At 61.5% G+C, this 19,504-nt stretch carries 20 protein-coding genes; 2 read left to right on the top strand and 18 right to left on the bottom strand.

All coding sequences use genetic code 11. The annotated features are described in order from the left end of the window. Window positions 1-104: 104 nt before the first annotated feature. Complete coding sequence (locus D6C00_RS09370; RefSeq protein WP_125181481.1) at window positions 105-308, bottom strand: cold-shock protein; 204 nt, start codon at window positions 306-308, stop codon at window positions 105-107. Between the two features lie 281 nt (window positions 309-589). Between D6C00_RS09370 and D6C00_RS09365 the strand changes: the two genes are divergently transcribed. Then, window positions 590-1,207 carry a carbonic anhydrase gene (locus tag D6C00_RS09365; protein WP_125181480.1) on the top strand — a complete coding sequence of 206 codons (618 nt, stop codon included), beginning with the start codon at window positions 590-592 and terminating at the stop codon, window positions 1,205-1,207. 28 nt (window positions 1,208-1,235) lie between these two features. Here D6C00_RS09365 and D6C00_RS09360 read toward each other — a convergent pair whose 3' ends face one another. The 14 genes from D6C00_RS09360 to D6C00_RS09295 form a co-directional block, all read right to left on the bottom strand. Beyond that, on the bottom strand, window positions 1,236-2,024 hold the full coding sequence (locus tag D6C00_RS09360; RefSeq protein WP_125181479.1) for a hypothetical protein: 789 nt from the start codon (window positions 2,022-2,024) through the stop codon (window positions 1,236-1,238). Between the two features lie 2 nt (window positions 2,025-2,026). Then, window positions 2,027-3,433 carry a sigma-54-dependent transcriptional regulator gene (locus tag D6C00_RS09355; RefSeq protein WP_125181478.1) on the bottom strand — a complete coding sequence of 469 codons (1,407 nt, stop codon included), beginning with the start codon at window positions 3,431-3,433 and terminating at the stop codon, window positions 2,027-2,029. Further along, window positions 3,430-4,917, bottom strand: a complete 1,488-nt coding sequence (locus tag D6C00_RS09350; protein ID WP_125181477.1) for a two-component system sensor histidine kinase NtrB — start codon at window positions 4,915-4,917, stop codon at window positions 3,430-3,432. Before D6C00_RS09350 ends, D6C00_RS09355 begins: the two co-directional genes overlap by 4 nt. A 102-nt stretch (window positions 4,918-5,019) precedes the next feature. Continuing rightward, window positions 5,020-6,195, bottom strand: a complete 1,176-nt coding sequence (gene extI, locus D6C00_RS09345) for a selenite/tellurite reduction operon porin ExtI (RefSeq protein WP_125181476.1) — start codon at window positions 6,193-6,195, stop codon at window positions 5,020-5,022. A 4-nt stretch (window positions 6,196-6,199) separates the two neighbouring features. Beyond that, the gene (locus tag D6C00_RS09340; protein WP_125181475.1) at window positions 6,200-6,742 is read right to left on the bottom strand and encodes a hypothetical protein; all 543 of its coding nucleotides are present in this window, start codon (window positions 6,740-6,742) and stop codon (window positions 6,200-6,202) included. A gap of 24 nt (window positions 6,743-6,766) precedes the next feature. Next, window positions 6,767-7,048 carry a hypothetical protein gene (locus tag D6C00_RS09335; RefSeq protein WP_158675378.1) on the bottom strand — a complete coding sequence of 94 codons (282 nt, stop codon included), beginning with the start codon at window positions 7,046-7,048 and terminating at the stop codon, window positions 6,767-6,769. A 138-nt stretch (window positions 7,049-7,186) separates the two neighbouring features. Then, window positions 7,187-8,428 carry a multiheme c-type cytochrome gene (locus D6C00_RS09330; RefSeq protein WP_158675377.1) on the bottom strand — a complete coding sequence of 414 codons (1,242 nt, stop codon included), beginning with the start codon at window positions 8,426-8,428 and terminating at the stop codon, window positions 7,187-7,189. Between the two features lie 120 nt (window positions 8,429-8,548). After that, window positions 8,549-10,018, bottom strand: a complete 1,470-nt coding sequence (locus D6C00_RS09325; protein WP_125181472.1) for a sulfurtransferase — start codon at window positions 10,016-10,018, stop codon at window positions 8,549-8,551. Window positions 10,019-10,229: 211 nt separating this feature from the next. Continuing rightward, window positions 10,230-10,445: a hypothetical protein gene (locus tag D6C00_RS09320; RefSeq protein ID WP_125181471.1), complete on the bottom strand. Its 216-nt coding sequence runs from the start codon at window positions 10,443-10,445 to the stop codon at window positions 10,230-10,232. Between the two features lie 10 nt (window positions 10,446-10,455). Next, window positions 10,456-10,722 carry a hypothetical protein gene (locus D6C00_RS09315; protein WP_125181470.1) on the bottom strand — a complete coding sequence of 89 codons (267 nt, stop codon included), beginning with the start codon at window positions 10,720-10,722 and terminating at the stop codon, window positions 10,456-10,458. 9 nt (window positions 10,723-10,731) lie between these two features. Continuing rightward, window positions 10,732-11,043, bottom strand: a complete 312-nt coding sequence (locus D6C00_RS09310; RefSeq protein ID WP_125181469.1) for a hypothetical protein — start codon at window positions 11,041-11,043, stop codon at window positions 10,732-10,734. A gap of 64 nt (window positions 11,044-11,107) precedes the next feature. Then, window positions 11,108-11,359, bottom strand: coding sequence for a sulfurtransferase TusA family protein (locus D6C00_RS09305; RefSeq protein WP_125181468.1), 252 nt, complete (start codon window positions 11,357-11,359; stop codon window positions 11,108-11,110). Between the two features lie 46 nt (window positions 11,360-11,405). Further along, window positions 11,406-12,875 (bottom strand): YeeE/YedE family protein, encoded by a 1,470-nt coding sequence (locus tag D6C00_RS09300; protein ID WP_125181467.1) that lies wholly within the window; start codon window positions 12,873-12,875, stop codon window positions 11,406-11,408. 34 nt (window positions 12,876-12,909) lie between these two features. Then, window positions 12,910-13,242 (bottom strand): sulfurtransferase TusA family protein, encoded by a 333-nt coding sequence (locus D6C00_RS09295; RefSeq protein ID WP_241546921.1) that lies wholly within the window; start codon window positions 13,240-13,242, stop codon window positions 12,910-12,912. Between the two features lie 357 nt (window positions 13,243-13,599). Between D6C00_RS09295 and D6C00_RS09290 the strand changes: the two genes are divergently transcribed. Beyond that, window positions 13,600-14,205: a peroxiredoxin gene (locus D6C00_RS09290; protein WP_125181465.1), complete on the top strand. Its 606-nt coding sequence runs from the start codon at window positions 13,600-13,602 to the stop codon at window positions 14,203-14,205. A 281-nt stretch (window positions 14,206-14,486) separates the two neighbouring features. On the opposite strand, the gene D6C00_RS09285 is transcribed toward D6C00_RS09290, so the two are convergent. The 3 genes from D6C00_RS09285 to ccoG form a co-directional block, all read right to left on the bottom strand. Beyond that, on the bottom strand, window positions 14,487-16,949 hold the full coding sequence (locus D6C00_RS09285; RefSeq protein WP_125181464.1) for a heavy metal translocating P-type ATPase: 2,463 nt from the start codon (window positions 16,947-16,949) through the stop codon (window positions 14,487-14,489). Window positions 16,950-17,215: 266 nt separating this feature from the next. Continuing rightward, window positions 17,216-17,365: a hypothetical protein gene (locus D6C00_RS16750; protein WP_399360640.1), complete on the bottom strand. Its 150-nt coding sequence runs from the start codon at window positions 17,363-17,365 to the stop codon at window positions 17,216-17,218. A 692-nt stretch (window positions 17,366-18,057) separates the two neighbouring features. Next, the gene (gene ccoG / locus D6C00_RS09275; RefSeq protein ID WP_125181462.1) at window positions 18,058-19,470 is read right to left on the bottom strand and encodes a cytochrome c oxidase accessory protein CcoG; all 1,413 of its coding nucleotides are present in this window, start codon (window positions 19,468-19,470) and stop codon (window positions 18,058-18,060) included. Window positions 19,471-19,504 lie beyond the last annotated feature (34 nt).

Below are 19,504 nucleotides of genomic sequence, written 5' to 3'. Positions count from 1 at the left end.
GGGCTCCCGACCCCCCATTACTGGGGGGAGAAGCACCGGCCCGGTGTTTCACTGCGGGTGCGGGACGCCGCCTGGCGCCCGGCACCTGCCGTCATGCGTCGTGCTTACTGGGGGACAACATTGCTTGCCTGGGGGCCCTTGGGGCCGTTCTCCAGGTCAAAGCTGACGGCCTGTGCCTCGTTCAGGGTCTTGAAACCGTTACCCTGGATGGCGCTGAAATGCACGAATACGTCCGCGCCGCCGTCGTCCTGGGAGATGAAACCAAAGCCCTTGGCTTCGTTGAACCACTTTACAGTACCTGTAGCCATGTTAAATATACCTTTTTCAAATCAAATAATGAGGGTTTTCGCGTACAGGTATGGAAAGGGGATTCGAGAAGTAACCGGTGGGAACTGCTGAAACTGCCAATATCGATATCTGTCGCTGAACCCACTATAGGCCATGCCCGTCCATAAAGCTATCGTTATTTCGCTTTTATTTTCATGCCCGCGACAGGCACCCGAAGGAGCGATCCGCACCGGAGTGGTTTTTTTGCGTTCTTCGCTGGCCTATAATCGTTAATCTATGTTTATCGGGATATTTTTCGAACATGATTGATGCCCAGCAGGCCCTGCAGCGGCTCCGGGACGGCAACGAACGCTTTGCCAGCAATGTGCGCAGCCTGGACAATCTGCTCAGCCAGACCCAGCGCGGCCAGCTCGCAGGCGCGCGCCAGCAGCCCTTCGCCATCATCCTGGGCTGTTCCGATTCCCGCGCGCCGGCGGAAATGGTGTTCGATCAAGGCCTGGGGGATCTGTTCGTGATCCGGGTGGCAGGCAACATCGTCGCACCCTCGCAGGTCGGCAGCGTGGAATTCGCCGCCACCGAGTTCGGCACCCGCCTGGTGGTGGTGCTGGGCCACACCCAGTGCGGCGCCATCCAGGCCACGCTGGATGATCTGCAGCACCCGGGCAGCCATTCGGCCAACATCCGCTCCATCGTCAACCGCATCCGTCCCGCCGTGGAGAGCCTGGTCGAGTCAGGTGCCGGCCGTGACCCCGGCGCTCTGGTCGAGGCAGCCACCCGGGCCAACGTGCGTGCCTCGGCCGATCACCTGCGCCACGGCTCGGCCATCCTGGAGGATCTGATTGCACATGACGGCCTGATGGTCGTGGGTGCGGAATACGACCTGGAAACCGGGCAGGTGGATTTCTTCGACGGGATCTAACCCGGCTGCGAGTCAGCCGACGGCCGGCTCAGTCACCGGGTCTCAGACGCAGGTCATCCAGCGGCCGCGGTGACGCATCAGCCGGCCCCTTGTATTCGAGCAGCAGCAGACTCTCCGTCGGGCTGGGCCCGAAGCCATCCGAGGCTGCCACGGCCCAGAGCCGGATGCGGTGCACCCCCCGCTCGAGCCGCACCATTCCACGCTGGCCGGCCCAACTGGGCTGATCCCTGAACTCGAGCACCGGCTCATCATTCACGCTCAGCCAGGCACTCATACGGGTGGAAATGTTGGAACCGCCCTGGCGGGCCGGCTTGGGATAGATGACGAATTCATATTCACCCGGCTCCGCGATCGGCAGTTCGCCAACGAGTTCGACCGCTGCATAGGGATAGGCTGCCGGGTCATGGTAACCGGAGAACGGACCTGCACCCGCGACGTCGTGCTCGACGGGGTCGAAGGAAATCGCATGGGTTTCGGCCACGCGGCCGGCCACAGTCGCCTCCACGGCAGCGGGCGGCTGACTTCCCAGCGCCTCGCCGCTGATGTAGTAGCGCATCATGGCGCCCCGCCGGGCTGTGCTAACGGGCTGGCCATAGCTGTGACGCTGCTCCGCCTGCGGCGCCGCCTCCCGGCGTTCGGCTGCTTCGGCCGCGGTCTCGCTCTGCTCCTGCAGCAGCTCGCGCAGCTCCCTGACCTCGCGTTCCAACCGTTCCAGCCGTTCATCCGCCGTCTCTGCAAGCGCCGGCTGGACCAGCATGCATGCCAGAAGAGATCCGCTGATCAACAGCCTGAGGTGGCGCATGTCAGGTTTGTTCATGATTATTCCTTGTCATTGAGCTGGTAGCGCTTGATCTTGCGCCACAGGGTGGATTTGTCAATCCCGAGAATCTCCGCCGTCAGGCCGCGGTCGCCGCCGGTCTCACGCAGCGTCTTCTTGATGAAATAGGCCTCGATCTCTTCCAGGCTCTGCGGCGCCATGTAATCCAGCGCCTTGCCGACCTGCTCGCGGGATTCGGTAATTTCGGGCGGCAACAGGTCGACATCAATGACATCCCCCTCGGCCAGGATGATCATGCGTTCCAGCATGTTCTCCAGCTCTCTTACATTACCGGGCCACTCGTAGCGCATGAAGGCACCCAGCACCCGGGTGCTGACACCGCGCACGCGTTTTCCCAGACGGGCCGAGAGATAGGCGACAAGATGATTCACCAGCAGGGGAATATCATCCCTGCGCTCGCGCAGGGCAGGGATATGGATCTCGATCACCTTGAGCCGGTAATACAGGTCTTCGCGGAATTCACCCCGGGATATCAGGTCCTGTATGGAACGATTGCTGGCCGCGAGTACCCTGACGTTCACGCTGCGAGGCGAGTTATCGCCCATTCGATAGAATGCGCCATCCTGCAGCACACGCAGCAGCTTGGCCTGCAGGGACAACGAAGCATTGTTGATCTCGTCGAGAAACAGTGTCCCGCCATCAGCCGCCTCGAACAGACCGGCCTTGTTGCGCTCGGCGCCGGTAAAGGCGCCACGCACATAGCCGAACAACTCGCTTTCAATGATATTTTCAGGAATGGCGGCGCAGTTGATCGCAACAAAACTCTTGTCACTGCGGTCACTTTGTTCGTGTATCTGGCGCGCAACCAGCTCCTTGCCGCAGCCGCTCTCGCCGGTGATCAACACGGTACAGTCGAATTCGGCCGCCGCATCAATCAGCTTGCGCATGCGGGCAACCGACTGGGAGCGCCCGACAAAGCCCTCGCCTTGCCCGCGGATCAGGCGGTTCTGCTCGCGCAGCTCATGGTTTTCGCGCCGGAGCTGATAGTGCTCCAGCGCGCGCTCGACCACGCAGAACAGCTCATCGTTATCGAAGGGTTTCTTGATGTAATCGAACGCCCCGGATTTCAGGGCATCAATGGCTGATTCCACGGACGCGTAGCCGGTAATGATCGCAACCTGCGTCATGGGATTGTGGGAGCGTGCGAACTTCAGCAGCTGCATTCCATCCACACCCGGCATCTTCAGGTCGGTGACGAGCAGCGCCACATCGTTGTTTTCGAGATAATCCAGGGCATGCTGTGAACTGTCAGCCTGAACCACATCGACGTCGAGCCGGGATATCACGCTGGCCACCAGTTCGCGCATCGCCACATCGTCCTCACAGACAAGGACAACCGGACGATCAGCCGGTTCGCGATCATTCGTCTCAGCCGCAGTGGCGCTCATGTAACTGCCTCATTCAAAACACGTGGGAGCTCAACAATGAAGCGAGCTCCATCCTTGTAGCTGGCGTCATACCATATCGACGCCCCGCGCCGGTTGAGCATCGCCTGGCAGATCGCAAGCCCCAGACCGGAGCCGCTGCCCACGTCCTTGGTGGTGAAAAAGGGATCGAAAATCCGATTCCTTACCTCTTCCGGTATACCGGGCCCATTGTCTTCAACGAGCAGACGTACGCGGTTGTCGCCGCTCAGCTCGGTTTTAATGTTGATTACGGCATCGTCCTGTCCCGCCAGTGCCTGGATGGAGTTCGACATCAGGTTGACGAGAACGATCTCGAGCTGGCCGCAGCCACCCTCGACCTTGATCTCACCCTCGGGGAGATTCAATCTGACATCGATATTGTACCGTTTCATCCTGCAACTGACGAAGGTCTCGCTGACGACGCGCACCAGGTCGTTTATTTCGCAGACATCGTTGTTGCACTCATCCCGGCTGCGCGCATAGTGAAGAAGATCATCGATGATCCTGGAACAGCGGCGCGCCTCATCGCAGATAATGCGTGTCCATTCATACGTTTTGCGATCTTCACCCATGGCATCGCGTAGCAGCTGCGCATACCCCACGATACTGCCAAGCGGCGTGTTCAACTCATGCGCAACACCGGCTGCCAACTCGCCCATGGCAACGAGTTTTTCCTGATTGTAAACGTTCTCCTGCAGCCGCTTGTAGTCGCTGATATCCTGCAGAGTAATAACCGCTCCCATATCGGGATCCGTCTGGGTGATGAAGGAAAGATTAAGCGAAATATAGCGCCTCTCTCCCTTTAGCAGAATATTGATTTCCTGATTACTGACATGGCGCTTGTATAAAAAGGCATCACGCAGAAGATTCCTGTCAGACTCTGACAGTCTCAGCAAGTCGAACAAACTGCGGCCAACCAGTTCCTCCTCCGAGGCACCGAACATTGCCTCCGCCTGGGAATTCACTGCATTGATGCACAGATTGTCGTCCACGCTCAGCAGCGCACCCGGCAGGCTCTGCAGTACGGCGTTGATACGATTACGCTCGGCCAGAAAACGGTTCTGACACTCCTCAACCGTGGAGAATACACGCCGAAGGCTGGTCATCATGGAGTTGTAATCGGAAATGAGGCGCTTGAGATAAGGATCGCGCACACGACCCACATCAACCGGCGACAGTATTCCATCCTGGGCGTCGTGCATTCCCGAATGCATGACCCCGAGCACCTGTCGATACCGGATCATCCGGTACATGAAGAAAACCAGTACTGCCAGAAGCAGCAGCATCGGAAGCAGGAAAAGAAAACCCGGAAGATCACCGAGTCTATGGGAATAAAAGACGAGAATGAGGGCAACCACCACGCCTACCGCGCTGATGAGCATCCCCAGGGCGCAATCCACCCGCATTCGCGACTCGTTCGGGTCGCGACCGTTACGGCCTCGATCCACCGCAGTAGAAATCGCCACAGTCCACACCCGTTATCGGCCTCGCTCACGGCCGGCGCTGATTCAGATTCTGGCCGGGATGCCGCCTGTCCCTGGCGGCAACACCGATTCCATATTATTTTATCAGAAGATCAGCTGCAGACCCAGCGTGACCTGGTCATGGTCGCGCAGCGACTGGAGGGTCGGATGCTCACGGTCGTAATCAACGTTGGCATACTCGAAGGTCACCTTGAGCTGCTGACCGTTGATGTAATAGTTCGCACCAACACTCTTCCAGGTATTGCTGTAGTAACCGGTATCGACACCGTAATCCAGATCCTCGTAGCGGGCGAAGAACTGAAGCCGGCCGACCCCGACCTTGTTCGGCAGCAGATAGCCTGCCTTGGCATAGTAACCATCCAGTTCACTGGTGGGCGGCAGTGCCGGGTCGGGATTCCCGTTTATCGCATCATCCGTACTGAAATCCATGTAGGCGGCTGATGCCGTCACAGTACCCTGAGTCGTGGGGTACTCCATGAACGCATCCACGGTCCAGGCTTCATAGTCACTCGCGCCCGTCCGGCTCGGATAGTCGGCATAGGCAACGTCATTCTGCATGTCGTAGGCCGCACCTATGGTCAGGACCTTGCGTGTGCCCAGGTAGGTGCCGCGGTAGCCGTAATCGTATTCCGGATCCCAGAAGGTCCAGTGGGCACGTGCGGTCAGCCGGGGCGAGTCCTCAACCACTTCATCACCCTCGCGGCCGTCCGACACCATTACGCGATACTGGAACTGGGCGTCCGCCAGGTTGCCCCACATGGCAACACCCGTGTCACGGGTGCCGCCGAAGGGCGTGTAAGCGAGCCTTTCTGCGCGATCCAGCGTCAGCGGCTCGAGGCAGGCCTCGAGGTTCTCGCGGGTGAAGGTGTTCTTGAACCGACCCGCGATGAAGCGCAGGCTGTCGGACCAATCGAAGGTCAGGTAGGCGTCGCGGTAGAATACGTTCTTGTCGTTGACGCCTTCCTTGCTGTCGTTACCGGCCTCGAGCTGAGCATAGAAGCCGACATAGTCATTGTATTGACCGGAGAGCGTGATGCGGTTGCGGCGCAGAAACAGATCGGTTGTCTCACCGGAATCCGTATTTGAGGTGTAATCCTGATACTGCCCCCACATCTGCACTGAGTAATTCAGGGTCACGAATCCCTGCTCACCATAGGTAATGGTGGGACCGGCCTGCGCACCGGATGCCGCCGCCATCATTACGGCGAGCGGAAGCGCTCCCTGACGGATCCGGCGAAACTTGAAATTGATCGTTTTCATCTTCTTACTCCCCCGTCGCGTCTGTAAGCTTCCGATACACATCGACCAGATTCGTCTCATCCGATCCATGGCAGCTGAAGCAGGTGGATTCCGGCTTGGAGGCGGGATTGGCGACCAGCCCCCGGTGCGCGATGGACTGCTTCATCAGCCTGGGGTTGCCCTGATGGCAGCCGGCGCAGGAACCGTTGACCTTCTGGTGATGCACGTGCCAGGGATCCTGCTCAGGATCTTCACCGGGCTTTTCAGCGCGCTTACCGTTGTGGCACTTGAAGCAGGAGGAGGCTCCCAGGCCGCAGGCGTTGGCGACCCGGATCGGAACCCCTGCTGCGACGTGCTTGTGAATCTCCTCGAGGACCTGGTTGCCCCAGACCGATGTCGGGGCATCCGCCTCGGCGCCGGATTTCGCCATCGACCCGACGTCCGAATCGAGCACGGCATCGTTCAGATATGACCATGCCGCCCCGCCTGCAATGGCGACCCCCGAAAGCACCGTCAGCAACCGCATCTGCCGCAACAGGCCGCTCCACATTCTTTTCAACAACATCATCGCTTCCTCCTCCTGATTAATTCATCAATCCTGGATAATGGACTCCAGCTTTTCGGCACCACCCTCCTGCCTGCTCTGCGCAGCCTGGATATCCGCTTCGCTCAGCCCGCTCAGACACATGCACGCCGGCCCGCCGGAGCGGAACCTGAGGCGTGGCGAGCGAGTTTCGGCCCCGGCAGCCTGCTCCCGTTCTTCAACGGCCTTGTCGCTCTCCTGCCGGGCATGCGCGTCGCTGTACACGAACAGCTGCCCCAGCCCCACCGCCGTAAACACGGACGCCAGTACCGCTGCTCTCCAGATCGCCATCTTGTCCATTGCCCTGATCACAGTCCTGTTTTAAGCATAATGCGCGCCAATATTGATAATGCACTGTTTTTCAATACAAACATGCATGTAAGGCCTGCCGCCCGCGATTGCAATTCAGTGCCGTATCCGCAGCCGGTCTCAATTTGCAATCCCGCCAGGCAGGCTGCGCTCCGCCAGGCGCATGGAATATCGCGTCCTACGCGCATCCACCAACGCGGCTTCCAGGATATTGCGTGTCTCGCTATCCAGTTCCACGTCGGTATCGGCCAGAACTCCGGCGAACATCCGCTCATAATGCTCCTTGGGCGCGACATCCATTTGGACGTACAGTGTCCACTCTGCCTCCGACTCGCCCGGAAGCACGCCTGCGAGGACACGCTCGGCATCCGGTGCCAGCCGCGTATCGCTGAATTCCTCGCTCAGCCAGACATCCGTCTCCCGACTGATCACGGCTTCGTCCAGGACGATCCGCTCACCAGCCTCGCCCTCCATGGCGATCAGCTGCAGACGGACCCGGGGGACGAGATAGGTCGGGAAATAGTGGCCCGCCCCCGTATTGCGGATGGAGGCCTGCACTTGCCGATCCCCGTCTTTCGATTCACCGATTTCGATGTTGGTGCTCAGCGCCTGACGAACCATGCCGGGATCATGGATCCCCTTCCAGACATGCTTACGATCCGGCATATGACATGTCTGGCAGTGCCTGCCTTCCTTTGCATGACGCGAAGCCTTCCACTCGTTCAGCGTATTCTCCAGCAGCTTGTCATTGAGGGCAGGCCCGTCCTCGGGGAACTGGTGGCAGCTGGCACAGAACCGACTGTCGCCGAAGGCAGCACTCTCGACAAAGCCGTCATGCGGCAGACCCGGGGTGTCACCCGCCGGGTTGCCTGGGGCCGGCGGCGGCCCGAATCGCCGGTGTGCACGCACATGGCAGGCGGCGCAGACCAGCCCCTGACGGTGCAGATCGGGAGAAACGTACTCGGGGGGCGGCTCCTGCGGCGCCTCGGGCCAGCCCAGGGTCTGGGCCAGCAGGGCCTTTTGTTCGGCCAGCGGTGCATGACAATCCAGGCAGCGCTTCACCTGCTTCGGCGGCAGGACCCGCGCCTGCCAGAGTATGCCATTATCCATGGTCTGACTGTGCAGGCTCCCGCTCCAGTCGCGGTGCTGCTCGGCGTGACATTCGGCACAGGACTGTGGCGCCAGCGAGGCCTCACGCGGACTGAAGTGTTCCGGCGGCGCACCCTGTGCCTGCAATGGCTTGTTCCAGTGCCGCTCCACGAACGCATCGATACCCTGCGGCTCATGCTCCCGGTTGTTGCCGGAATATGCCAGCCATAGCGCTCCTGCCGCCAGCACAGTGATCAGTAATCCCCACTTCAACCCGGCCCTCATGCTCAGATTGTTCCCCCCTCACAAAAAGAAGACCCGGCTACGGGAGTAGCCGGGGACGCAATGATACGACGTCAAGTGGGGACCCGGATAGTACCGGGCCTGGAGGAGTCAGCCCCCACAAGGATTGGGCGGAAGCGCGCCACCACCACCGCTGCTGCTGTCATCACTCGAGCTCGAGCCGGTCTTGTAGGCCTTGTCGGCCAGGATGATGGCATTGGTGTTGTCCGCATAGGCATCGTCGATCTGGCGCGGCTCCACCTTGCTCGGATCGTCAGCAGGGCGGAAAAACGAGACCACATCTGTCCGCCAGGGCGAATCGATGGGCAGGATGTAGTTGCCGTTCCAATCCAGCAGGTAGGACAGTGAGCTCCACTCCACCATGGCGCCGTCATAGAAGCGGGTCGGCTTACCCAGTATGGCTGCGCTGGCCGTGCCGGTGATCATCGCCCGGTAGGTGGTTTCACAATAGGTGTAGATGGTATCGCCATCCTGATAGGCGTTACCCACACCCACCGGCTGGTAGGTGGCGTCGATGAAGGCCTCGCCATTGATGGTCTCGCCGTTGAGATAGGACTCGAGCTCGGCCTTGTCGCGGAAACGATAGCCCTCGGCCGGCAGAAGCATGTTGGTGAAATTCAGCTGCAGCGCACCCCAGGGATGCCCCTGTCGCGCCCCGTTGTTCTGGAAAGTGGTCATGTAATCCGCCACCGGGACACCGGTACCATCGTCCTCACCGGCGCTGTACTGGTTGGTGCCGCGCGCATCCCATATGAACACGCCGTCATCCAGCACATTGGTGTCACTGTCAGGCAGAATTCTCAACATGTCCTGGACGGTTGCCTGCAAGGCGGTATTGTCGTCCGCGAGGGTCTTCACGCTAGCCACGCCCGTACCCGGCGCGCTGGATGCCGCGGCTGCAAAATCACCTGCACCCAGGCCATTACCGTTAAGCCAGCTGTTGCCACCGTCAAGCATGGCGAGGTTTTCAGCCTTGACGCCCCAGTAGCGGAACGCATACCAGGCCCTGCCCCGCACCATGGCCTGGAAGTTACCACCGGTTCCCATGGCAATCACGATCATGTCGTTATGGGGATCGATATCGAACTCCTGGAGCAACGCGTCCATGGTGGCACCTGCGGGCACCATGCTGCGGGTGTAGATGACACCGTTCGAGCGCGTCTCGACCCACCTGGAATTATCGATGAGATAGGTGAATACATGCTTGTCGTCAGGCGCGATATATTCGGTACCGCCGGGACCTTCGGTAACCTGAATTATAACCAGCTTGCCCGTAATTCCCGCCGGCCTCTCGTTTAGCCAGTCATCCTTCCAACGCTTCAGGGTGGCGCCGGTGATCAGACCATTCTCATTGTCATCGTAATTGTCCGCGGACTCCTGGGCGATCTGCGCGGGACTATTGACGACGATTGGCGTCGCCTCTCCGCTTGGCGGGGTGACGTAGCCCGTGGTGTCGTCCTCGCCGCCGCCGCAGCCCACCAGAAACAACGCGGACAACAGGTACGCGCCCACAACCGCAGCGGATCGCGGCCATCTCACAGCATTAAGGTGTATATTCATCTGCTCTCCTCCGCGAGCTATTGTTCAAACCCGCCACGAACACCCGGTCACCGGGGCCCCAGGGGCGGCACTTCGGTCATCCGTCCTGTTTGCAGCCTTCGTGCCACAATCTGTTTAGCTTTAAAAACATGAAGTTGCCCTGATTCCGCCGCTGACCATCGATTGCAGACTACCTGTTGCGGCAACAGGCTGTGGAAATTGCAATGCACCCTCAGGTGCAGCGCTCGCCCCTGAACACGACCGGAAGCGCGCCGGCTTCCAGCCGGTCAAGCAGACCGTCCACCTGATCGGCATCAAGCACTGCCACTTCGACCTCGGCCCCTCGTTCGCGCAGGGCATCACGCAGGCCCGCAAGGTCAATTTCGCTCCCGGCCGTCGCCGGCCTGTGCGGGGTCTGCACCAGGACAATCTTTCTGGACTGACTCATATCGAATCCTTCAAATCACATAAACCGCGTCCGCGCCGAGGATGGAGTCGGCTAACCGGCCCATCCCTTCTTCGGTTTCCACGGCGACGCTCTCGACCGGCGCCTCGGCGAATTCCAGCGCCTCCATCTGCATCAGGGTGTCCTGGTCATCTCCAAGCTCACCAAGCACGGAAACCCGCACCTCATCATCGAGCAGGGTCAGCCCGGTTGCCATGCGCAGCGCCTCGGGCTTGTTGTGCTGAGCGATCACCAGGATCGTTTTTCGTGCGTCCGACATTGCAATCTCCTACAGCACCAGTACACGGTCGCAGTTCCGAACCAGTTCTGCATCCTGGTACTGACCGCCGATGACAACATGCTTGTCTATATCCGCCAGCTTGAGCCCTTCATCTTCATACCTTTCAACACTGAGCTCGCAAACGGCCACCTGAGCCCCCTTGAAGGCATCTGCCCGCATGAAGTCGCCATCCATGAGCAGCAGGGCTCCGCGGTCATTCAAAAAGCACCGCGATTCCCAGCCGCGCGCCTGCGCCTTCGCCAGAAGGGACAGCGCCATATCACGATAGCGTTCATCGGTTATCACCAGACCAAAACGCATGAATTCTCCTGTTTATCACGGTTACCAATGACGCATCCTGACTGAACGCCATAAATCGGAACGATCAGGCCTTGCGGATAACACATTTCGAGGCGCCGTTTTCGTTCGTGCGCTCGATCAGCTCATTACCTTCGGACTCACACATTGCGACGATCGACTCGCCCGACGACGGGTTGTCGAACAACAGCGTAAGCACGTCGCCGCTTTCCAGCTTCCCCATGACCTTTTTGGTGTACATCTGTGGATGAGGGCAGACATAACCCGTCACGTCCAGCATATAGTCGTGATCCCCAACCTTCTCGAATTTGACAGCCATAAGGTATTACTCCTCCATTTATCTACAACTCAAACATCTGACCCGTTCAAATCGCCAGGTCATCATCTCCTGCACGCCATTCCATCCACCAGTTGAATGCCTTGACGCCCAGATAACCTCCCGCGGCCATGCCGGCCAGGAAAACCCAACCCGACAGATCACCGTTGGTCACGGTGGCGAAGAACGCACCGATATTGCACCCCATGGCGATACGCGCCCCGAGCCCCATCAGGGCGCCGCCGACGATCGCAAACACCGCCGCCTCCAGGTTCGGGATCTTCCACTTGAATTCACGCCGCCACAGGGCAATGACGGCCGCGCCCAGAATGATGCCGATGGACATCCAGCCGGGCGCATTGATCAGCGGATTCGGTATACCGTTCTCCAGGCCGAAGAAGATATTGTCGGTCATATCGACCCCGGCCTTGTCCATGGCCCACGCGCCCCACTGCGCCTCCTGGGTCGTTATGTACCAATACCCGGGATCGAACACCGTATCCTGCATCGACAAGCCTTCGGTGTATTCCATCTCCGCCAGCAGTTCACCGAAATTGAATATCTCGTAATGCTCGCGCAGCTCGCCGGTCGCCCACATGTGACCACCCGCCAGGACGCCCAGGCACAGTCCAGCGATCGCGGTATTGCGTGACGAGGTGACCATCGACCAGATGCCGCGCAGATGGTCGCCCATACGGGGCGCCTCTATCTTTGCCCGCCGCAGGTAGCCTTTCTTGTAGGCCGAGTGGTACAGATAAATCATCAGCAGCAGGGACGGAATGATCGCCCCCAACAGCGCATTAGCGAGAAACGGGCCGGTGAACATGCCATCGATACCGAGCTGGCCGGCCAGCTGGCCGCCCTGCAGATCCCATACATAACCGGCCACGAACTGGTCGAACCAGCCTTCCGTGACGCTGAGCTCCTCAGGCATCATCTTTTCAGCCGCAGAGGCCGTCCACGACGCGGGCACCAGCTTGTCCAGCCAGCCGCTCTGCGCGACATAGATCGCCTGCGAGAAGGAGATCGAAATGACGACCAGCAGCGAGCCCAGGTTTCCCTCTCCCGTCTTGTACAGCGACCCCGAGGCGCAGCCACCGGTAAAGACAATGCCGAAACCGAATATCAGCGCGCCTATCAGGATGTGCCATCCCATTGGATGCGGGTGAAATGTATTCACTCCAAGAACCTGCACCGCCGCCGCAGTCAGGGAGAACAGCATCACCGCGATCAGCATTCCCACCGCCATGCGTGGCACACCTACCGCAAACAGATCGCGTACCGCAGAGGCCATGCAGAAGCGGCCATACTGGAGAAATATTCCGTAACCCAGCCCGAACCAGACGTAAACCAGCAGATAAATCCACCGGGTGTCCAGGGCCAGCGCCCACACCGACCCCAGCGCGGTCAGCGCGACAATAGCCATCGCATACAGATTGCCCCTGTGCCCGAACCACGGCTTGTCCGCAGCCGCAGAGCCCACGGCGTCCACTGTCGCGGCCTTTGCATCATTCGCCATCAATCATCTCCCACAGATTATCTCAACTCGCTTGTCAATCCTCTGCCTCCAGTGCTTCCTTGCGCACATAAATGTGCCAGCTCTCATCATCCCGGACGGTCAACAGGTGCGTACTGCCCAGGGTCATATCCATAGCCGGAATCGCTTCGGCCGTGCTGGGGTTGTCCACCACCAGCTCTAGCACTTCACCCGGGGCCATATGATCGAGCGCCCGCATGCACAGCAGCTGCGGGCGCGGACAGACCGCGCCCAGGCAATCGATCTGCACGTGCACCTGCAGGGGACCGTACCCGGCCAGCGTCACCGTCCGCTCCACCTGTCTGATGGCGCTTGCCTGTCGCTGCTTTTTCCTGCCGAACCACCACATCACGCAGCCTCTCCACGGCAGGACGAGCCAGCCCGCGCGGCACCCGCCTCGTCCTTCTTGAAGCACAATCCATGCCGATAATAATTTACTTTTAAAAACATATTGTTGACTCCTTTTCGCTGAATGATCACGGGTTCATATTGCAAACTGCACCCTGCCGGGCGGCCCGCATGCAGATTTTGCAATCCCCTGCGCGCCACGCCCTGCTACCGGGTAGTTTTAGCCCACCCTGACAGCTTCGCGATGGCATCCCGGATCGGGGGCACAGACATTGTCTGCTGTTGTATGCGGTGGCGCGGCATAGGATAATACCAAGCAGTTTTGTCAACTAATGTACCTTATGAAGGAGCGTGCAAGATGGGAGTACTGGTAGGACGCGAAGCGCCCGATTTCACCGCCCCGGCCGTGCTGGGCAACGGGGAGATCACCGAGAACTTCAATTTCAGGACTGCCACCAAGGGCAAGTATGCCGTGGTGTTCTTCTACCCGCTGGACTTCACCTTCGTGTGCCCGTCCGAGCTGATCGCCTTCGACCATCGGCTGGATGAATTCAAAAAGCGCAATACCGAGGTCATCGGTGTGTCCATCGACTCGCACTTCACCCATAACGCCTGGCGCAACACGCCGGTGGACAAGGGCGGCATCGGCCAGGTCGGCTATACCCTGGTCGCAGACATGACTCACAACATCTGCAAGGCCTTCGATGTGGAAACCCCGGACGGCGCCGTGGCCTTCCGCGGCTCCTTCCTGATCGACGAGGCGGGCGTTGTGCGCCATCAGGTGGTCAACGACCTGCCGCTGGGCCGCAACATCGACGAGATGCTGCGCATGGTCGACGCACTGCAGTTCCACGAGCAGCACGGTGAGGTCTGCCCAGCCGGCTGGAACCAGGGCGCGAAGGGCATGAAGGCCAGCCCCGAGGGCGTGGCCGAGTACCTGTCCAAGGAGGCGGAGTCGCTGTAAGGCTTACAGCCATCCTTCAAGGAAAGCCGCCTGCGGGCGGCTTTTTTGTTGTGTGATGGTAATTCAAACACTAAACCGCAAAGGCGAAGAAGGCGCGCGAAGGAGACAATAACAGGTTGGGCTGAGCGCAGCGAAGCCCAACCTACGCGCTGTATGATAATACCGTGTATTCAGTCGTCATCCCGGCACACGCCGGGATGACGTACGATCCAGCGAGTATTATTCCTGCCCGAATTATTGGCCTTCGCGCGCCTTGGCGGTTTAACGTTTTTCATGTGGTTTCAAAACCGCCGCAGGCGCAGCGAGTTGAGCACCACGATCAGGGAGCTGGCCGACATGCCGATAGCGGCCATCCAGGGGGCGATGAAGCCCATCACCGCCAGCGGCAGGGCGCACAGGTTGTAGGCGATGGCCCAGCCCAGGTTCTGGCGGATCAGGCGCAGGGTCTTGCGCGCGGCACGCACGGCCTCGGGCAGGTGAGGGAGCTGCTCGGAAAGGAGGACCATGTCGGCCGCGGCGTGGGCCAGCTGGGTGCCGCTGCCCATGGCGATCGAGACCTGGGCGCCGGCCAGCGTGGGCGCGTCGTTCACGCCGTCGCCGACCATGGCGACGACGCCACCCTGGGCCTGGATGGCCTTGAGGTGGGCCAGCTTCTGCGGGGGTTTCTGCCGACCCAGGGCCTGATCGATCTCCAGTTCGCGCGCCACCTGCCGCACCGCCCGGTCCTCGTCGCCGCTGAGCAGGCGCACCTCGATGCCCAGCTCACGCAGACCCGCAACGGCCTCGCGTGCGCCCTCGCGCAGCCGGTCCTCGAACACCAACACCGCCAGCAGATCGCGCGCATCGGCCAGGTAGACGAAGGTGCCGCCGAGCTCGGCGAAGTCCTCCGGCAGTTGCTTGTCCGCCCCGCCCAGGCCGAGCACGAATTCCCGCGTGCCGATGCGGTAATGTCGGCCCTGCACCTCGCCCTCGATGCCCTCGCCCGGGGTGGCGTTGAGGTTGTCCGCCGCCGCTACCCGGTCGGCCGCCTGCAGGATAGCGCGCCCAAGCGGGTGCTCGGAGGCCTGCTCCAACGCCGCGGCGATGGCGAGCACCCGTTCGCGGGTCTCGCGCCCCAGGCGTACCACCTGCGTAAGCTGCAGCCGGCCCTCGGTCAGGGTGCCGGTCTTGTCCAGCACGATATGAGTGATACGTGCGAGCGTTTCCAGCGCATGGCTGCGGGTGGTGAGCACCCCCATGCGGGTGAGCGCCCCGGTGGCGGCGGTCAGCGCGACCGGCGTGGCCAGCGACAGGGCGCAGGGGCAGGTCACCACCAGCACCGACAGGGTGATGGCGAAGGCGCGCTCCGGTTCGACCTGCCACCAGTAAGCTGCCACGCCGACGGCCAGCAGCAGGATGGCGGCGACGAACCAGCCGGCCACGCGGTCGGCCAGGCGTGCCACGCTCGGCTTCTCGGTCTGGGCCCGGTCCAGCAGCCGGCTGATGGCCGACAGCACCGTGTCCTGGCCGACCTTGTTCACTTCCATGATCAGCGGGCTTTCGATGTTGACTGTGCCACCCACCAGTTCCTGCCCCGGCAGTTTCGTCTGCGGCAGACTCTCGCCGGTGAGCAGGGACTCGTCCACCGAGCTGCGACCCTCGCGCACGCAGCCGTCGGCCGGCACCGTCTCGCCCGGCTTGATGCGCACCCGGTCGCCGGGCCGCAGTTCGGCCACGGCGACCCGCGTCTGTCCACCGGCTGCATCCAGGCGGCTGGCGGTGGCCGGCAGCAGCCGAACCAGTTCCTCGGCGGCCTGGCCGGCCTTGTGCCGGGCCAGCATCTCCAGGTAGCGGCCGGTGAGCAGGAAGAAGGTGAACATGGCCACCGAGTCGAAGTAGACATCCTCGCCGCCGGTGGCGGTGGCCCAGCCGCTGGCGATGAAGGCGCCGCCGATGGCGAGTGATACCGGCACGTCCATGCCGAGTTGACGCCGGCGCAGGTCGCGCCAGGCGCTGACGAAGAAGGGCCGGGCTGAATAGAGCACCACCGGCAGGGCGATCAGCAGGCTGACCCAGCGCAGGAAGTCGCGCAATGCGGCATCCATGCTGCCGTCGGCCTCGCCGGCGTACAGGGCGACGGCGATCATCATCACCTGCATCATGCCCAGCCCGGCCACGGCAATGCGGCGCAGGGCCTGGCCGCGCTCGCGCTTGTGCACCGCCTCCTGGCGGCCGGGATCGAAGGGGTGAGCGAGATAGCCGATATCGCTGATGGCACGCAGGATGTCGGACAGGTGGATGCGGCTGTCGTCCCACTTCACGCGGGCGCGGTGAGTGGAGTAGTTGACCTGGAAGTCGACCACGCCGGGCAGACGGCCGACATGACGCTCGTTGAGCCAGACGCAGGCCGCGCAGGTGATGCCCTCGAGGATCAGCGAGGCCTCGCGCAGACTGTCCTTGTCGACGCTGACGAAGCTCTGCTGCAGTTCGGGGCGGTCATAGAGTTCAATATCCTTCAGCGCCTCTGGCACCAGCTCCCGGGCACTGCGCGACTTCTCGGTGCGATAGCGATAGAAGTCCTCCAGCCCGGCGGCGACGATACCCTCGGCCACCGCCTTGCAGCCGGGGCAGCACATGCGCCGCGGCTGGCCGTCGATCTTCACCGCATAGTCACTGCCGGGCGGATTGGGCAGCCCGCAGTGAAAGCAGCGGGTGTCGTCGTCCTGCTCAGGGACAGGGGGCTGGGAGGCGGCGGTGTCGGTCATGGCAGCACAGCTTAGCGCTATCGGAAGGATGGATACAGGTTCTGGTCAGCCCAATCATGCATAAAATCGGATGTAAGTTGGGTCAGGCGCCGGGCGCCGTAACCCAACATGCCGCCAAGTGTCGGGTTACGCTACGGCTGACCCGACCTACGCGCCGCCTCTGCATTACGAGATTGCCACGGCACTTTACCCCGAGGGCACTTTGTCGCTTCGCTCGGGCGCGCGCCTCGCAATGACGAAGGTGACTGACACAGGCGACGCCGGTCTCAGGGATTTTCCGTTGCGGCTTCCACGGTGGTGCGCGCCCGCAGGTGATGCACCGCCTCACCCTTGCGGATGGTCAGATCCAGGGTCCACACACCACCCACCGGCAGCACCAGCTCTGCACGGTACAGGCCCGGGGAGATCGCCTGCATCTCGAAGGCCTGGTCCAGGCGGGTGTCGGCCGGACGCAGGAAAACTGCCCGTGATCCCGGCCCCGGTGACAGGCTGGCCGGCACGGTCCAGCACCTGCACCTGGAACCGGCTGGGCCGGCCGGCCACGGCCGTGCCCAGCCAGCCCTTGCTCACCTGCCAGCCGCGCTCGGTCTGCTCGCGATGCTGTTCCAGGAAGCGGTTGAAGTGGCTCTGCTTCTCCTGATAGTCGCGCGCGGCCACACCGGGGAAGTTGGTGGTGATCGACTCTCCCGCCTCCTTGCGCGGCAGCAGCCACTCGGCCACAGGCTCGGGCAGCCCTTTCTGGGAAATGACCACGAAGGCGGTATCGAACAGGATCAGGAACACGAAAAAGCCGATGATGATCGCCGGCCCCCAGTGGAACCAGCCTTCGCTGCCGCCATGCTGGCGCAGGCGCGCCTCGCGGTTGGCCACGATCAGGCCCAGGCCGTAGGCGGTGACCGCATAAAGCGCCACGTGCATGGCCACCACGTCGCCGCCCGGCCAGGTGAGAATGGCATAGGGCAGGTAGATGCCCAGTGCCAGCAGTCCGATGACGGCGGCGGCCGACTTCGCTGCCATGCCGGCGAAACAGCGCAGGGCAATGAACAGCACGACCTGCAACACAATGCCCAGCGGGATGGTGATCAGCTGTTCCATGGGCGAGGCACCTTCAGGGCTTGGGCTGGTAGAAAACCGACGGCCATTGCACCCGCGGCATGGTCTCGGCATCGACCGGTTCGACCACAAAGTAGAAATCGATCTTCTCGGGAAGATCCGCCTGCGGCGGCATGCGCACCTTGGCGAACAACTGCAGCCGCTGGTCGGGATGCAGCACGATATGCTCGAGCTGGCCCAGGTCGAGCTGCGCAGCCTCCAGGCCCTTGAGACGCAGGCTGACCTCGTAACTCAGATCGGCCTTGTTGTTGAGCTTGATCTCATAGCTGTTCTGGATCCGGCCGTCGGACAGCCTCACGTACAGCGGCTGGCGCACCTGCGAGACGCCGATATCCAGCGGCACCTGGTTGAGCATGCTCACGACCAGGGCTATGGCGGCAGCCACCAGGGTGATGCCGTAGCCGAGGTTCTTGCCCTTGAGCAGACGGGTCTTCTCGCCGTGCTGGGCCTTGTCCGAGGTATACTTGATCAGCCCGCGCGGCCAGTCGAGCGAGTCCATGATGGTATCGCAGGCATCGATGCACAGGGCGCAGGAGATGCACTGATACTGCAGACCGTTGCGGATATCGATACCGGTCGGGCAGACCTGCACACAATAGCCGCAGTCGATGCAGTCACCCACGCCCTGCGCCTGGCGCTCCTCGCGCGTCTTCAGCCCCCTGGCGACCTTGTGCCGGCCGGCACTGCCCTCGCCGCGCGCTTCGTCATAGGCGACGATCAGGGTATCGCGATCGAACATCGCGCCCTGGAAGCGGGCATAGGGACACATGTAGGTGCAGACCTGCTCGCGGGCCAGCCCGGCCATCACGTAGGTGGTCGCAGTCAGGAACAGAGTGGTGGCATAGGCCGGGAACGGTGCCTGGCCGGTGAAGAAATCCGCAACCAGCTGCGGTGCATAGCCCCAGTACAGGGTGAAGGTCAGGCCGGTGAGAAAGCCCACCAGCAGCCACAACAGGTGGGTCGCGCCCTTCTTCGCCAGCTTCTCGCCACGCCAGGGCTGCTTGTCCAGGCGGATGCGCGCCGGACGCTCACCCTGAACCAGGCGCTCGATCAGGATGTAGACGTCGGTCCACAGGGTCTGGAAGCAGAAATAGCCGCAGAATACCCGCCCGGCGATGCCGGTGACGAAGAACAATAGAAAGGCGGCGATGACCAGAACGCCGGCCAGCCAGAAGATATCCTGGGCGTGGATGGTGAGATCGAACAGGTAGAAACGCCGCCCGTCGATGTCGAACGATACCGCCTGCTGCGGACCGGCCACCCGGCCCCAGGGCAACCAGGGCAACAGGAAATACACACCATAGGCCAGGGTCAGGATGCCCCACTTCAAACGCCGAAACCGCCCCTTGACCGAACGGGGATAGATCGGAATGCGCTTCTGGTAGAGCTGGACGTCAGCTTCGGTCATGGACGTATAACGATGAATGCCTGGGGCCGACGGC

Origin of the sequence: Thiohalobacter thiocyanaticus (assembly GCF_003932505.1) — a bacterium.
Classification (GTDB): Bacteria; Pseudomonadota; Gammaproteobacteria; order Thiohalobacterales; family Thiohalobacteraceae; genus Thiohalobacter; species Thiohalobacter thiocyanaticus.
This window is presented reverse-complemented; position numbering and strand designations above follow the sequence as displayed.

What these genes read in the sequence shown, in the direction of transcription:
- D6C00_RS09340 (WP_125181475.1), bottom strand. Translation starts at nt 6,742, where the DNA reads ATGATGTTGTTGAAAAGAATGTGGAGCGGCCTGTTGCGGCAGATGCGG.
- D6C00_RS09325 (WP_125181472.1), bottom strand. Translation starts at nt 10,018, where the DNA reads ATGAATATACACCTTAATGCTGTGAGATGGCCGCGATCCGCTGCGGTT.
- D6C00_RS09310 (WP_125181469.1), bottom strand. Translation starts at nt 11,043, where the DNA reads ATGCGTTTTGGTCTGGTGATAACCGATGAACGCTATCGTGATATGGCG.
- D6C00_RS09285 (WP_125181464.1), bottom strand. Translation starts at nt 16,949, where the DNA reads ATGACCGACACCGCCGCCTCCCAGCCCCCTGTCCCTGAGCAGGACGAC.
- D6C00_RS09365 (WP_125181480.1), top strand. Translation starts at nt 590, where the DNA reads ATGATTGATGCCCAGCAGGCCCTGCAGCGGCTCCGGGACGGCAACGAA.
- D6C00_RS09300 (WP_125181467.1), bottom strand. Translation starts at nt 12,875, where the DNA reads ATGGCGAATGATGCAAAGGCCGCGACAGTGGACGCCGTGGGCTCTGCG.
- D6C00_RS09290 (WP_125181465.1), top strand. Translation starts at nt 13,600, where the DNA reads ATGGGAGTACTGGTAGGACGCGAAGCGCCCGATTTCACCGCCCCGGCC.
- D6C00_RS09305 (WP_125181468.1), bottom strand. Translation starts at nt 11,359, where the DNA reads ATGGCTGTCAAATTCGAGAAGGTTGGGGATCACGACTATATGCTGGAC.
- D6C00_RS09360 (WP_125181479.1), bottom strand. Translation starts at nt 2,024, where the DNA reads ATGAACAAACCTGACATGCGCCACCTCAGGCTGTTGATCAGCGGATCT.
- D6C00_RS09295 (WP_241546921.1), bottom strand. Translation starts at nt 13,242, where the DNA reads ATGTGGTGGTTCGGCAGGAAAAAGCAGCGACAGGCAAGCGCCATCAGA.
- D6C00_RS09355 (WP_125181478.1), bottom strand. Translation starts at nt 3,433, where the DNA reads ATGAGCGCCACTGCGGCTGAGACGAATGATCGCGAACCGGCTGATCGT.
- extI (WP_125181476.1), bottom strand. Translation starts at nt 6,195, where the DNA reads ATGAAAACGATCAATTTCAAGTTTCGCCGGATCCGTCAGGGAGCGCTT.
- D6C00_RS16750 (WP_399360640.1), bottom strand. Translation starts at nt 17,365, where the DNA reads ATGCAGGCGATCTCCCCGGGCCTGTACCGTGCAGAGCTGGTGCTGCCG.
- D6C00_RS09320 (WP_125181471.1), bottom strand. Translation starts at nt 10,445, where the DNA reads ATGAGTCAGTCCAGAAAGATTGTCCTGGTGCAGACCCCGCACAGGCCG.
- D6C00_RS09315 (WP_125181470.1), bottom strand. Translation starts at nt 10,722, where the DNA reads ATGTCGGACGCACGAAAAACGATCCTGGTGATCGCTCAGCACAACAAG.
- D6C00_RS09370 (WP_125181481.1), bottom strand. Translation starts at nt 308, where the DNA reads ATGGCTACAGGTACTGTAAAGTGGTTCAACGAAGCCAAGGGCTTTGGT.
- ccoG (WP_125181462.1), bottom strand. Translation starts at nt 19,470, where the DNA reads ATGACCGAAGCTGACGTCCAGCTCTACCAGAAGCGCATTCCGATCTAT.
- D6C00_RS09335 (WP_158675378.1), bottom strand. Translation starts at nt 7,048, where the DNA reads ATGGCGATCTGGAGAGCAGCGGTACTGGCGTCCGTGTTTACGGCGGTG.